13 protein-coding genes are annotated in these 14,528 nt (G+C 47.3%); 8 read left to right on the plus strand and 5 right to left on the minus strand.

Going from position 1 to position 14,528, the window contains the following annotated elements:
* Positions 1-140: 140 nt before the first annotated feature.
* A complete protein-coding gene (locus tag BZG81_RS11690) occupies positions 141-875 on the plus strand; it encodes a GntR family transcriptional regulator (RefSeq protein ID WP_108743488.1) in 735 nt (244 codons plus the stop codon).
* Here BZG81_RS11690 and BZG81_RS11695 read toward each other — a convergent pair.
* The 5 genes from BZG81_RS11695 to BZG81_RS11715 all read right to left on the minus strand — a co-directional run bounded on the left by BZG81_RS11695 (position 855) and on the right by BZG81_RS11715 (position 4,078).
* Complete coding sequence (locus BZG81_RS11695) at positions 855-1,523, minus strand: HAD-IA family hydrolase (protein ID WP_021024064.1); 669 nt, start codon at positions 1,521-1,523, stop codon at positions 855-857. The genes BZG81_RS11690 and BZG81_RS11695 overlap by 21 nt on opposite strands.
* A gap of 216 nt (positions 1,524-1,739) precedes the next feature.
* The gene (locus tag BZG81_RS11700; RefSeq protein ID WP_077677457.1) at positions 1,740-2,294 is read right to left on the minus strand and encodes a DUF1415 domain-containing protein; all 555 of its coding nucleotides are present in this window, start codon (positions 2,292-2,294) and stop codon (positions 1,740-1,742) included.
* 55 nt (positions 2,295-2,349) lie between these two features.
* A complete protein-coding gene (locus tag BZG81_RS11705; RefSeq protein WP_077677458.1) occupies positions 2,350-2,817 on the minus strand; it encodes a CreA family protein in 468 nt (155 codons plus the stop codon).
* 149 nt (positions 2,818-2,966) lie between these two features.
* A complete protein-coding gene (locus tag BZG81_RS11710; protein ID WP_077677459.1) occupies positions 2,967-3,299 on the minus strand; it encodes a hypothetical protein in 333 nt (110 codons plus the stop codon).
* 101 nt (positions 3,300-3,400) lie between these two features.
* Entirely contained in the window at positions 3,401-4,078 is a 678-nt protein-coding gene (locus BZG81_RS11715) for a hypothetical protein (RefSeq protein WP_077677460.1), read from the minus strand.
* Positions 4,079-4,553: 475 nt separating this feature from the next.
* Here BZG81_RS11715 and BZG81_RS11720 point away from each other — a divergent pair, with 475 nt between their 5' ends.
* From BZG81_RS11720 to BZG81_RS11750, 7 genes are all read left to right on the plus strand, one after another.
* Positions 4,554-5,072 carry a GNAT family N-acetyltransferase gene (locus BZG81_RS11720; RefSeq protein WP_077677461.1) on the plus strand — a complete coding sequence of 173 codons (519 nt, stop codon included), beginning with the start codon at positions 4,554-4,556 and terminating at the stop codon, positions 5,070-5,072.
* A 184-nt stretch (positions 5,073-5,256) separates the two neighbouring features.
* Positions 5,257-5,514, plus strand: coding sequence for a glutathione S-transferase N-terminal domain-containing protein (locus tag BZG81_RS11725; protein WP_025744429.1), 258 nt, complete (start codon positions 5,257-5,259; stop codon positions 5,512-5,514).
* Between the two features lie 647 nt (positions 5,515-6,161).
* Positions 6,162-6,680 carry a type VI secretion system effector Hcp-2 gene (gene hcp-2 / locus BZG81_RS11730; protein ID WP_077677462.1) on the plus strand — a complete coding sequence of 173 codons (519 nt, stop codon included), beginning with the start codon at positions 6,162-6,164 and terminating at the stop codon, positions 6,678-6,680.
* 123 nt (positions 6,681-6,803) lie between these two features.
* Entirely contained in the window at positions 6,804-8,903 is a 2,100-nt protein-coding gene (gene tssI, locus BZG81_RS11735; RefSeq protein ID WP_077677463.1) for a type VI secretion system Vgr family protein, read from the plus strand.
* Positions 8,904-8,907: 4 nt separating this feature from the next.
* Complete coding sequence (locus BZG81_RS11740; RefSeq protein WP_158011844.1) at positions 8,908-9,417, plus strand: DUF4123 domain-containing protein; 510 nt, start codon at positions 8,908-8,910, stop codon at positions 9,415-9,417.
* Between the two features lies 1 nt (position 9,418).
* Positions 9,419-13,027 carry a LysM peptidoglycan-binding domain-containing protein gene (locus BZG81_RS11745; RefSeq protein WP_158011845.1) on the plus strand — a complete coding sequence of 1,203 codons (3,609 nt, stop codon included), beginning with the start codon at positions 9,419-9,421 and terminating at the stop codon, positions 13,025-13,027.
* Positions 13,014-14,135 carry a hypothetical protein gene (locus BZG81_RS11750; protein ID WP_077677466.1) on the plus strand — a complete coding sequence of 374 codons (1,122 nt, stop codon included), beginning with the start codon at positions 13,014-13,016 and terminating at the stop codon, positions 14,133-14,135. The genes BZG81_RS11745 and BZG81_RS11750 overlap by 14 nt, the downstream gene beginning before the upstream one ends.
* Positions 14,136-14,528 lie beyond the last annotated feature (393 nt).

Below are 14,528 nucleotides of genomic sequence, written 5' to 3' on the forward strand. Positions count from 1 at the left end.
TTGTTCTTTGCTCCGATTGCAAGTAGACTGGCGATTCTATCTTAATCACTGATTGATTCTTGGACATTGTGGTCAGGTTTTAACAGCAAGTTGAGAGAGATCACACCAAAAATATGAACATCAAGCAGATGTGACCTTTGATGATGCAGTTTATGGCGATTCGCCAGCAATTATTAACACAAATCGATCGCGGGCTACTGGCTCCGGGGAAAAAGTTACCGGGGGAGCGACAACTCGCGGAGACGTTTTCGACTACGCGCGTGACCTTGCGCGAAGCGCTTGCTGTATTAGAAGCAGAGGGGCGCTTGTATCGGCGAGATCGTCGAGGTTGGTTTGTCGCACCCACGCCGTGTCCTTATGATCCGACTCAGTTAAGCGATTGGCAGGAGTATTTTGGACCGTATGGTGGCCAGTTTGTTTGGCATGCTCAAACCAAGAAGATGGCTGATGCTGCGATCAGCGATCACATGTTACTTCCTCCTTTCGGTCAAGTGTATGAAGGCGAGGGGCGTGTATGTATCGAGCAATTACCGGTGGGGTGGATACGGACGTTTCTGCACCCTGATTTCTTCCCCGCTGTGTGGGAGACTGGTGACAAGGCGAGGCTAGATCATACGATACGCACTAACCGGGCGCTTGCAATGGCTGAGGTCAGTTGGTCAAGTGCTTGGGAGGCGCTCGCCTCGTCGCAAAGTGGTGGCTTAGAGGTCGCGCCAGGCACACCGGCATTGATGTTGACACGCTATTGGCGGATACCGCAAGCAGACACGTGGCAAACCGTGCGTATTGATCAAGAATGGTGGCGGCAACATGCAGTCGTGTTGTGTGGACGATCCACCAACCAGAAGAGCGGATCAGCACAACAGGTCGATTAGGTCTTCAATACTGAATGCGCGCGTCACTAAAGGATGATCAGTCGTCCGCACATTGGGGTTAGCGTTAAAATGGACAGTACGCATGTGTGCGTTAATCCCTGCTTGGATCCCTTTGTTGGTATCGTCGATAAAGATGCATTGCTCTGTGGGGCAGGCCATATTCATTGCGGCATAGTGAAGGAGATCAGGGGCAGGCTTCCAGCTGTTGGTGTCAAAAGCACTGAACAAGCGATGTTGGAAATAAGGCAGCAGCTTGGTGAGTGCTAATGCGTGTTCCATTTTTTCAACAGGGCCATTGGAGGCGACACAGGTATCAATACCTTGCTGATTAAGCGTCTTGATTAGCGTTTCTATGCCTTTAATTGGTTGCAGCTCCGCTTCAAAGTACTGATGGCATAAATCACGAAAACGCGGCTCGAGCTGGTCGATAGGGATATGTGCGCCGCTTCGCTCACAAGTGCTTTGCAGTACATCTGAGAGCTTTCCACCTTCGAAGTGATCAAGAGATTCTTGTAAGCTAATCACGACGCCAAATGTCGCGAAAGTTTCCACCAAGGCTTTATGCGATAGTTTCTCTGAGTCAACCAGCGTGCCGTCGCAATCGAATATGACGCAGCCAACTGGGGCCTCAAATCTGTTGTAAGACATAGTCACTCCCTTGTTCCTCTCCTTGTATCCTTAGATGCGCACGGTCAATCAACAAGTCGATGACATCGGAAATGCCAACTGTGTCTTACATTCTTGCCTGTTTCGTTATCAAAGTTAGTCAGGGATCGACTTTTGCCATACCCAATATTGGCGATGGATGATCACCGCTGACACTTCAATTAAAGGTAGGCACTTCAATCAAACGCAGGTCATCATTTAATTTTGATCATCGTTTATCCAAGGGAACAGTGTTTGACGTTGAGAGGGTGTCAGCGCTTCAACGCAGGCAACGTTGCGCTCCGGGATAAGTGCGGGATCTTGACCATAATGCTCAAGCGCACGCGACATGCTTGCTTCTCGAATTAAATGGAAGCATGGATAAGGAGAGCGATTGGTAAGGTTTTCGTTATCTTCTGGGGCGCAGCCGTCAAAACAGTATTCAGGATGAAAACTCGCGACCTGGAACCGGCCACGCCAACCATAATGATCAATCAGCGCATCGGTGGCTTCAACCAGTGCAAGGTAGTGATCAAAGTCTGCTAGTGCATCGGGTACGACGACCACGGTTGTATCTGTGATGGTGGCGTCTGTCTGCGTCAGATGCACAAATTCGTGATAAATCGCTTCGAGGATGGCGTCATCTTCCGTTGCATAACAGATATCTAGCCGAATTTGTTGGTTGCGACGGGGCTTGGCGGCGAATGGACAGAGATTTAGTCCAATCACGACATCATCGAGCCATGCATCCATTTGTGTTTGTACCGTATTCATAAAAGATCGCTCATAGGAGTGGCGTATTAGCAGATAACGACTACGTCTTGGGTTATTAGTGTTTTTGTGGCTGAGATTGGTAGGCTTTGGTTCCCCATAGCGGAACCGTCGAAAGACTATGTTTAAAGCTGCCTGACGTTTCTTTGGTCGAGTACGACAAATACATAAGCGTTTGATTTTTAGCATCGAAAATACGACGAATTTTCATTGACTTAAAAAATATACTTTTCGACTTTCTAAATACTATTTCGCCGGATGTACTTTTATCGATATTGGCAAGCATCTCGGGCGTAATCTCGCCAGTTTGTCGGCATGAAATCGCGCTGTCGCTTGGATCAGAAAAGCTCAAATCAGCCTCAACAGACGCAATATGGCATGTGACGCCACTGACCACAGGATCGACAAGGTGATTGAGTTTAATGTCTTTCATGGTGAACATGCCTAAGCTGACATCGCCCACTTCATCGTTTTCACAACCGACTAGTGTCGCCGTTAAAGCCAAAATCAATAGCGTTTTTCTCATCGTTATACCCCTTGTTAAGTTGTGGTCGAAGTGTACCACAGCCAATACTAGGTATGGGGTATCAATCAGCGTTTATCGCCGGCGTAGTAGATAAGGGGGGAGCTAATTGGCTATCAAAACGAGAAGCTGAGTGCCACATTTATGGCACATCAGTTATCACGAAATTGCGCGTCGCCATCTTTACCGGACAGAGACTCTGGCTCGAATGTCAACAACACGTGTGCGGCATCACAATAGCTACCGGTGTCAGCAAATGTTTTGCGTGCTGCGGCAATCTTGCGTTCGGCAATCCGACGGATATTTTGCGTGTTCGTTTGGTTGCTGAATGTCATTTGCTGGCTGATCATTGCTTGTCCAAACGTCGATTTGCAAATAGCCTCGTTCTTTCCTGTCACCAGCTGTTCGGCTTTTGGTTTATCCTCTGTATTGGCGTGAGCGAAGACACTCATAAGGAGAATAAAAACCGCAAATGTTCTCATCATGCTTTCGGCTTCCTATGCTATTTGTTTCAATCTTAGCATTAAGCAGCGACGTCGCCCACTGGCGACGTCAAAACAAGATAAGTATTTGGGGAAGAGGGTGATTAGACTGAGATATCACTTTCGATTGTCGTTGAGCTTGGCCGAGTTTTTGGTACGAAACTCAACTTCTTTGCCTCAACAAGATACCCGAGAGCCGAAAGCAAAATGAGTGAATAAGCGACTAACTCAGTACTTTCTTCAGCGATATTTTTCACATCTCGCACGTAGTTGGCACCCATCGCTTGTTCCCATAACTCGCCCATACCAAACAAACGCGAATACACGAGTAACAGCGCTAATGCGATCATTAAAACCGTGCTGTGTCTTGAATGGATTGCGTGCGCAAGGCTAGTGAGGGTTTCACGCCAGTGTTTCAATGCGGGCCAAATGGCGAGCCCCGTTACAATTAATGCCGGCACTTTCCAAAAACCATGCATCACCATATCAAGTGTGGCATCCAGCTCTCGGATCATTAATACCAAAAAAAAGGCACTCATTAGCCCAGCTGCGTGGTGAAGGGATTGACTGAACTTAGCGACACGACGAAACGCAAATACCGTCGCGGCGAGTAGCCCCAGTTGGGAAAGCTCAATCAATGATGATTCGGAAGCAACGTTGTGCGACGCGACACTGTAATGAACAATGCCTGCAATACCTGCGAAGTAAAGGGCGATTGCAAAAAATTGTCCGGCGCCTTTAAGCACCGTACGTGCAGCACATGAAGATCGTGGTAATGTCATATTATCCTCAATTCGATAAAACGATCTGCCCGTCCGTAGCAGGTGTCACCACCCTATGTGTGACCCTTGTCCCAAAAATGTCATTTGGATCGAGAGTACGGTGGGCTTCATTAAACTGCAATAATTTATGTGATCAATGTCACTATATGTTCAGGAGTGCGTCAGGATTGTGAGCATTTATTCGTTAGGTGCCTGGTTAGATCGACGCGTTGTCAATAWATTTACACTGTAAATAGTAGTACGACGACGAGATAAGACAATTTCTCTGGGAAAGATTAATAGATAGCTATGACTATGAAATTAAACATTTTAATTGTTTTTTGTTAGGCAAGAGCAGACAATAGCGTCTGATACTTTAGATAGAGGTATGCTCATGTCCACTCTCTCTGCTAGCTGCTTATGTGGTGGTTTAAAACACACCCCTAATAAGTCATTAAAACAGTTTGAACATGGGCCGGATTAATTCGGTCGTGTTATGCAGTTACTGATCCGCCCTCTTATCCTGGCTGATACGGACTTGTTGTCCCATTTTGAGCAACAAAACCGTGCTTATTTTGAAACCTATATTGAATCGCGTGGTGAGGCGTTTTATTGCCGAGCAGGCGTTTATGATCACATCTGCGAATTACTTGCCTTACATCAGAAAGGACAACACGTACCTATGTTGATTACGGATGCCGAGGGGCAACTTTTGGGGCGCGTTAATATCAGTCAAATTGATGCGGTATCTGCATCAGGTTCGTTAGGGTATCGCATTGCAGAGCAACATACCGGGAAGGGGGTTGCCTCTAGAGCGGTAAAGTATGCGTTAGAGATCGCGCGCGAGCACGGACTTGTGACACTCAACGCCATGGCGTCTACGACCAACATTGCATCACAAACGGTGTTAGAGCGGAATGGGTTTAACCTATGCGATAAAAAATTCAACGTGGCACACGTGGCTGGCGAAGTGATTGACTGTCTTTGTTACCGGAACACATTATCCAGTGTTTGAGTGATGAGCAAGCGACCTTGAGGTGATGGGTTAATCTCCATTATGCACTCGGTTGCTCATTTGGTGCCAATAAAACAGGCTAACGACTAGCGTTGGGACCAAGTTCAATGCCATCATTACGTGGAGTGAATTTACACAATTGGTGGTATTTGAAGAGCCGCCTGATGACCAAGAAGGAAACATAATGGCTGATTTGAACGGACTAAGTTTGTACCACAAAGAGCACTGCCCATTTTGCCATAAAGTGCGTGCAGTCATGACAGAGCTTAAGTTAGATATTCCGCTGGTGGATATGAACGCTAACGCCGAAGAATGGCAACGCCTACAGACCGAAGGCGGCAAAGGGATGGTGCCTTGTCTGCGTATTGACCAAGGCGGCGAAACCCAGTGGATGTATGAATCGGACGACATTATTGAATACTTGCGTGACAACTTCGCGTAATTGAACCAGATACTGGTTACGAGGGTCGCAGTTATCGATGCGACCCTCTTTTTAAGTATTATTATCTGTATGCCTGCCTCTCCGCCTTCTTCAACGCCCTGTGCACTGTGTCAGCACTCAAGGCCGCTGACCTTCCATCACTTGATCCCCAAAACTTGTCATAACAACAAATGGTTCACCAAGCGCTTTTCCCGACCCTACATGCGCGAACACGGTATTTGGGTATGCCGGCCTTGCCACGCCTTTATTCATCGCCAATTCAGTGAAAAACACCTGGGTCGCGCATTACACAGCCTCGACCTTTTACTCGCTGAGCCTGTGATCCAAGACTACATCCACTGGGCACGCAAACAGCGATCGTAACGAAGTAATGAGTGTGCGACGACCCACCAATAATGCAAAGTGGGTTCAAAAAAACGGCGCTGAAAATGACAACACAAACACCAACTCGTTAGCCTGCTGGCTGAGCAACTTTTTGCTTGGCTTGGCAAGAAGTTGCTTGGCACGTGCAAAAAATTGGTCAGCCACACACTAAGATGCTGATTTATAATGGTAAAAAACTTGGCATGCATTTCGCTTGATAAGAGAGCGAACAGGCACACCGCCACGGTGGCGATGTGTCTTCCATGACATACAAAGGAGCGATTATGCCAACGCCATGTTATATCTCGATTGAAGGCGAAACTCAGGGTTTGATTACTGCCGGTGCCTGCACCGCGGATTCTATCGGTGATTCTTTTGTCGAAGGCCACGAAGACGAAATGCTGGTGCAGCAGTTTGACCACAATGTGACCGTGCCGACGGACCCACAATCTGGTCAGCCCTCCGGCCAACGTGTGCACAAGCCTTTCCAATTCACCGTCGCACTCAACAAAGCGGTGCCATTGCTTTATAACGCACTGGCGTCGGGTGAGAAGATGTCAACGGTCGAGCTGAAGTGGTACCGCACCTCGATTGAAGGGAAACAAGAAAACTTCTTTACCACCAAGCTGGAAAGTGCCTCGATTGTGGACATTCACTGCGAGATGCCCCATTGCCAAGACCCGGCGAAGTCAGACTTCACCCAAAACCTGACCGTGTCGATGTCTTACCGCAAAGTGACGTGGGACCACGTCAACGCAGGCACCTCAGGCTCGGACGACTGGCGCAAGCCAATCGAAGCCTAATATTTCATGGCGACATGAAGACGCAAACAGCCTGCCTTTACGGGCGGGCTGTGGTGCGTTGAGCCAGACGGCAGGGTCTGGCTCAACGTATCAGGGTAAACAAGCAGGGCGAAGGATACACAGATGGCGACATTGCAAATAGCGTTAACCGTGGCGGGGCTCGACCCGCAACCGTTCGTGGTGGTGGACTACCAAGGGGACGAGTGCCTCTCTCACCAAGCTGGCCTAAATGGCAACCCGGTGTATGGGTTCCAGTATGAGGTGGCCTTGGCGAGCCGCCATACCGACATCACGCCAGAGCAAGTGGTCGACAAGCCCGTGCAGCTGACGCTGTGGCGCAACGGTGAGTTGGTCAAACGGGTACAGGGCATCGCCAGTGCCTTTAGCCAAGGTGACATTGGTCATCACTTTACCCGCTACCGCTTAACCTTGGTGCCCGCCCTGTATCGTCTGTCGCTTCGCCAAAACAGTCGTACCTTCCAGCACCAAACCGTGCCGACTATTCTAGAAACCCTGCTCACAGAAATGGGCGTCACGGAGGTGAGCTTCTCGCTCACTCGCGACTATGCCGAGCGCGAGTACTGTGTGCAGTACCGTGAAAGTGACTTGGCGTTCTTCCACCGCTTAGCGGCAGAAGAAGGCTTGGTGTATCACCATGAGCACGACGCCACCACCCATACCCTGGTGGTGACCGATGCGCCTGACAGCTTGCCCCAGCTTGAGCGCCCTGTGCCCTATAACGCCTTAAGCGGCGGACGCACCGACACGCCTTATATCTATGGACTGACACGCCACACTGCGGCGCAGCCTAGCCACACGGCATTAAAAGACTACAGCTTCAAAAAACCGCGCTACAGCTTCCAACAAGCGGCGCAAGCCGATGGCATTGATTACCAGCGCACCGACAGCTACGAGCACTTTGACTTTCCGGGCCGCTTTAAAGACGACGCCACTGGTCAGGCGTTTAACCAAACCCGCTTAGAGTACTTACGCCGTGAGGCCGAGCATGCCAACGGCCAAAGCAATGAGCCGGCATTACGGGCCGGCTATCGCTTTACCATCAGCGACCATCTGGATGAGGGCGTCAACCAAGCGTGGCAAGTGGTGCGGGTGCATCACCAAGGCAGCCAACCACAAGCGATGGAAGAAGAGGGCGGCCAAGGCGCCACCACCTACAACAACCAGTTTATGCTTATTCCTGCCACCATCCCGTGGCGTGCAACCCCCACACCCAAACCTCAAGTGGATGGCCCCATGATAGGCACCGTGGTGGGACCGGATGGCGAAGAAATCTTTTGTGATGAACACGGGCGAGTGAAAGTCCACTTCCCGTGGGACCGTTATTCCAACGGTGATGACAAAAGCAGCTGCTGGATACGGGTGGCGCAAGGCTGGGCAGGCAGCCAATACGGCATGATGGCGATTCCCCGCATTGGCCATGAAGTGATTGTGTCTTTCTTGCACGGTGACCCGGACCAACCGATTATCACCGGGCGCACCTATCATGCGACCAATGTGCCGCCTTATACTTTACCGGCACACAAAACCAAGACGGTTTGGCGCAGTGAAAGCCACCAAGGCGAGGGCTACAACGAGCTCACGTTCGAAGACCAATCGGGCAGTGAGCAAGTGTATTTACACGCACAAAAAGATTGGCACACCGAGGTAGAAAACGACCGTGTGACCGAGGTAGGTCATGACAACCACCATCAGGTACACAACGACCAATTTCATCGTGTGATGGGCAATGCGCATCATACCGTGGAGGGAGAGAGTCGCCAGTACACCCAACAAGACCAAACCCTGATTGTCGATGGCTCGCTGCATGTCAAAGCCGGCCAAGTGTGGGTGAATGACGCCAGTAACGAAATTCATATCAAAGCCGGTCAAAAAGCGGTGATTGAGGCAGGGAGTAGCATCACCGTCAAAGCCGGCGGCAGCTTTGTCAGCATTGATGGCGGTGGTGTCCACCTTGTGGGCCCCGCGATTAACCTCAACTCAGGCGGCAGCCCCGGTGCAGGCAGTGGCTATGCCGGTAAAGTCGCTGCTCTCCCGTTTGGGGTGGAGTCGCCAGAGAGTCCTGATCCTTTACCCCTGCAGCTTTCGCCAGCGACCTTAAAAGTGGCATCGGTGTCAAACCTTCCTGTGCTGAAATTGTGTCAACGACAATTCGATGGTTCATGCCCTCGTCAAGATTGTCCGTGTTTGCAGGAGGAGGGATAAGAGTATGGCAACGCATTATTGGCTTCTCGTTGATGCAGTCAGGATCAGTGATGCCGCGCAACTGATTCAAGAACRCTTTAGTGTCGTGCAAATACTGCCCTTATATGCAGGCACTCCCTTTGATTATCTGCTTGAGCAAAGCCCTTATTTAGTGAATATGGGATCGGATATCGCTAACGTCGAGACATGGCGCACACTGCCTTATTTTGATACCAGCTCGGTAATATTTGCAGTGGATGACAACATCTGTGCAGATGATTTTATTACGCACTTACAAGCGATGTTGAAGATAGAAGTTGCTGGTCAAGTTTTATGTTTGCGCTTTCAAAGCCAACGATTTTGGGATGCCGTTTTAACACAAGCCAATACAGACGATATCTCGCAGTGCTTAGGGCCTAGCAAAGGGGTGTTTTGGTTTAACTCAGACGATGTGCCTGTGTGCCTATACAAGCCAAATCCATTTACGCCCGTGGAGGGCGAACAACAAGATTCCGTTTTTAAGCAGTGGGTGTGACATGAAAGAATACAAAATAACGAAAGGTGACTGCTTAAGTCTGATTGCTGAAAAGTTTGACGTCTCCGAAGAGGAGCTTCTCAAGCTGAACAGTACGCAAATCAAAGATCCCGACTTTATCTATGCTGGAGATACGCTAAAGATAGAGCTGCCGGAACCTGCCAATACGGAGGCCTCTCGCGAATCGTTTAAAAAGGCACCAGAAGCGCCTGCCACGGAACAAGAGTGTCAAATCGCTGATTTTGTCGACATCCTATATGTGCCAGCGCATCCTAAGACGGGCGAAAAATGCTGGTACGCAGTGACACAAGAGGCCAAGGACCTTATCGAAGAAGAAAAAGTCCTAATGCAGGACGCCGTTGTTGAAGGCGACTACAGCACCACATTGGCAAATATCAATCAGCTTGGCATTATGTCTAAGTTTGCCACACGCCCTCATGAAGCGTTCATGGATGACGAAGACAAAGAACTCTATACCACCATTCTGCCACTACGTTTAGTGGTACAAACAAAAGCCTACTATAAATCTGCAGATCCTCAGGGGTTTCTCACCCAGGCACTTGAGGAGCTTGACTTAGCGTTTGATGATATTGTTCAGCAAGAGACTCGACGAGAAAATGCTGAAAGAAATGCACTGTACTATGGCGGTAAGTTTCAAGCTCTTGCACCTCAAGACAGAAGTGGCAACGCAAATTTTGATAAATTGATCGAAGAGCGTGTCCGTACTTTTATATTGAATGCCATTGACGAACGCATTACCGAGCTGGAAGAGAAAGCGGAAAGAAATGCTGGTGACATTAATTCAGATGATGGGACTAAGTTTGTATTTAGCGAAGACCACCAATACTTCACATCACGAAGAGAAGAGCGTATTAAAAGAGCGTGTAACCTTATTTACGACTATATCGATGGTCTGGATCTGGCTAAAAGGCCACACCAAGCGGCGATACGTGAGCTTAACGAGCTAGCGAAAGATGGTTTTCTTCCCGGTTTCAAGCTACTCAACCAAGAAGGTATTGTGTTTAAAGAGCAATGCTTGACGTTGGAGCAACTTGAGGGAGATGTCGGTGTTGCGGCGGGGCCCCAAGTATTACGCAATCTGGGTGACGACTGGCGGACATCACCAGAACCAATTTCAATCGAGCAGACTGAGCTGATCGATAGCTTATACCAAGAGGTAACAGGTAGCACTGAAATAAATGACAGCCTAAACATTGCAAGCCTTGTTAATGATGTCAATAAAGCCGCGTGGTCGTATTACCCAGCGAAGGCACTGATACATCTTATCGATATGACGATAACCGAACATCAAAATGCCTTGAATCAAATACTGGGTCAGAGCCAAGGCACGCCGCTTGATAAGCTTTTTAATAAACTATTAACAATAAAGTCGGTAGCACAGAAAAGAATAGAGCATTTAAAAAGCTTGGCTAAACAAGCGGCTCAAAAAGGCCCTAACCAGCTTCGATTCTTTTTTTCCGATGCTGAAAGGAAAGAGCTGGCACCTGATCTCATATTAGTGTGGGATAGAAAAGATCACCAGCCCAATAAAAAAGGTGTAAGCACCTTTGTCAACGATGCGGGACTCAGCGATATTCAGCCAGTTGAGTGCAGTTTTTTATCCACAGGGCAAGTTTTTTACCTGCGTGGACCAGAGTGGTATATGCCCTACGACAAGTCAGATCCATTCTATACCAAAGCAGCTTGCCATGTTGATTTCATCACTGATCGTATTACGTTTGCATCGCCTCAGACGGGCGGCGGGAATATCGTTGGTGTAAATAGTGTCACTGATGTATTAAAAGAGTTAAGAAAAACAAGTGTGCAAGTGAGCATAGCCCCCTTAAAAACGCAATCTCAATTCGACACTGTGTTTTGGCAAGATAGTTACCACGCTCAAGAAGGCAATATCGAAGGTTTAAACGAGCCTGCTTATGCGGAAGATGCCGGAGCACAATTTCTTCGTTTTACAGCAAAGGGAGAATCAGCACTTAACCTTCCGCTATCAGGCTATTCAGATCTCATCAAAGATCCTCGCCAAGTCGGGGCGAGTGGCAATATTTCGGCTAAGTTGGCGCTTTTGCAAGGACAAATGAGTATTTGTCTGTGGTTACCAGAGGGTGAGCAAAACAATACCTTGGGTGAAAATGCATCAGCGTCATCAGCTAGGGGTTATGCGGTGACGCTTTTCTATACCGATGATAAAGGTGAAGAGTTCAGCTACGATGTTGGCGCGTTAATGGCACGTATAACCGGTTCAGTCTATGGATTAGTTGGTGCGACGTGTCAGTTAGGGAGTAGTATTACTGTCGGCCCTAGTGACATAGATAATGGGCTAGGGGTACGTGGTAGTACCGTTTCTCTTTTCGACCCTAACGTCCATCGAGTTGAGAATATGACTGGTGCAACGCAGCATGACCTAGTGAATAGCCAGGTTGCAGCGGAGGCAGGTGTAGCGGTAGATGCTTTTGTCGGAGTAGAAGTAGGCGGCGCCTTGGGGGCGGACGTTTTCTGGGTACCACCTAATGCTCGGGTTCCTAAAACCTTAGGGACGATTAAGGGTGAATTTTCGGCAGCGTACGGCGCAGGCTTTCACAGTGAATTCCATATAGCTTTTCAGGCTGGCGTCCTAGTGATCATCGCATCTGCGCGCTTAGTAGTTGGAGGTGGGTGTAAGGGCACCTTGGGCATCGAATTAAATGCGATCAATAGTGATGACTTTATCGACTGTCTACTTGGTGTGCTTAAGCAAAGTAACTTCCGCCGCTTATCTGTGTTTGGTGATGTAGATGAAAACGGAATAAATGATGATTTTAATACCCTTAATGACATCGTGACGATAGCTATTGGTTTGGGTCTATCCTTTTCTAAGGTATTACTCATGCCACCGAACCTATGGGCATCGTACAAAAAGAATGTCATAAGCCAAGAATATGCTCCGTTCTTATCGAGAAGCCTAACAGGAGATAATGCCCCTAATGCGAGAAAATGGATTATAAAACTACCTCCCGAGACACTCGCTAACTTGATTGCAGCATTACTAAAGACTCAGACTGAGGCAACTTCTGAGGGTAGTGCGCAGTTTGTTAATCGTCGACAGGCTCAAGCTATTTTGAATATTATGGAGTGGCTAAGCAAAGACAAAGCTAACCAAGAAGACGACGAATCATCTGCCAGCCAGCGGCAATGGAAAGAAACATTGATCATAATGGCCGATCTCCAGGCGGGAGCAGATAAGCCCCAACAGTGGGAGGGGTTTAGAAAAAGCTGGTATCAGATAGCAAGGTTTATTCATAAATCTATGATCTTTGGAGCGGGAACTCGCTCATCAAGCGATACATATAGGAAATTTGATGAGGCCTCGWAAATACTTTGTGACAGAATGGTTTTAACCGTTTACACAAAAACAGTTGATACAAGACGACTCGGACCTGTCACTCATACAGAGTATCGTGCCTATGCGCGTTCAGTGGTGGCTAATGCTAGTAGCCGAGGTGTAGAAATTGAGCTAACTAGCTATAAAAATGATGGAGATAACAACCATATCGTATTAGTACCCGAAAAAAATGAAAAAATAATTGATTGGAGCCTTAAAGATGTTGGTTTATAAAAAGATTATAAAGATAGCTTTTTTGCTATTTGTAGTGGTAGGTATCAGTGCCTGTAAGGAAAAAGAAAAGGCGATAAGCCCTGAAGATGACATTCCTTTATTCAAAGACTTCATTGAGGAGAAAATTGATAAAGTAGCCGATGATCCTTATATATCGAGTACAGTAAAGCCTGATGATGAGATGTATGACTTGATGCTAATGCTGCAGCGTGGTGATTGGAGTCAAACAACTTGGAATGAGATGGACTCTTTGATGAAAAAGGGCGTAGAGAATGCCAAAATAATCTATGCACGTACAAAAATAGATGAGATTTATAAACGAAGTGAAGCCACTGCGATACTGACTGAATTGATGAGAAAAGGGAACCCTTATGCGACTTACTGGTTATCTAGTAAAAGTAACTTATGCCTTTCTTATCTTTCATCAGAACATTTTGGCAACAAAGTAGCAAAAGAACTTGGCTTAGATACTTCTTATGAAAATAAATACTGTACCGAGGAAATTTACCAAAAAGCAGTCGAGGGATTTAAAAAACTCGCAGCGGAAGGCGACCTTCGCGCTCAGTACTTTTTGCTAAAAGAAAAAGGCCTTGATGAATCAGTAGAAAAGCGTGAAGAGTATATTAAAGAAGTTATTCGATTTGCAGAGGCTCATTACTACAAGCCATTAATGGATTACACATCTACACTTATGGAACCAAGTCATAGAGGTCGTAAATTTCGATCTAAAGAGCTAGAGAAGTTAGGAGTGAAACTCTTCAATATTGCTAGTAATAACTATTATATTCCTGCAATGGCAGAATCAACCGTGTATGAAGAAGATAACAATCAGCTTTTTGAACGAATGAAGAGGTCAGGAGATCGGTATTACTTTTTGGCTACTGCTCTAGATAAAAGTAATGAGTTGAGCGGAGAAGAAAAATACTGTCATGCACTATTGTATGAAAAAACATTCAAGAGTAAACGATATTTTGGATTTGACGATGAGTGGCCAGAAAAAGACGACTATGATGAAAGTATCTGTAATATAGAAAAAGAAATCGCTGAGATGAAGCCAATGATTTATATCGATTACTTCACTAGGATCGATAACTGGGGGCGAGGCTGATTTTCTGTTCGGCTGATCCTGGATTTTTACGAACTTAAAGATTTCTTCCCCGTCTTGATTTGACATCCTAAATATCCCGTTCAGTGAGTGATACAACACTCGCTGGGCGGTAGCGTTGCTTAGCTTTAAAACGTTATGGTATCTGTCAGCCTAGACACAACTATCTGTTGGACACAGCCCTATGATGCGTCATAACCGTCATTCCGCAGCCAATTAATGAATTTAAATAGTGTGATCCAGCGATCATTTACAGCTTTTAGTGTCACAGATGTCTTGACCGTGATCCCTCGCTTTGATCTATTACTGCTATTTAACGGTCGCTTACTATGCCTACTCCTCAACCTGTCATCAAACGCCTCGATCATCTAGGGCTAATCGCTGCTTTCTGTCGTG

Source organism: Salinivibrio sp. MA607, assembly GCF_001996245.1.
Classification (GTDB): Bacteria; Pseudomonadota; Gammaproteobacteria; order Enterobacterales; family Vibrionaceae; genus Salinivibrio; species Salinivibrio costicola.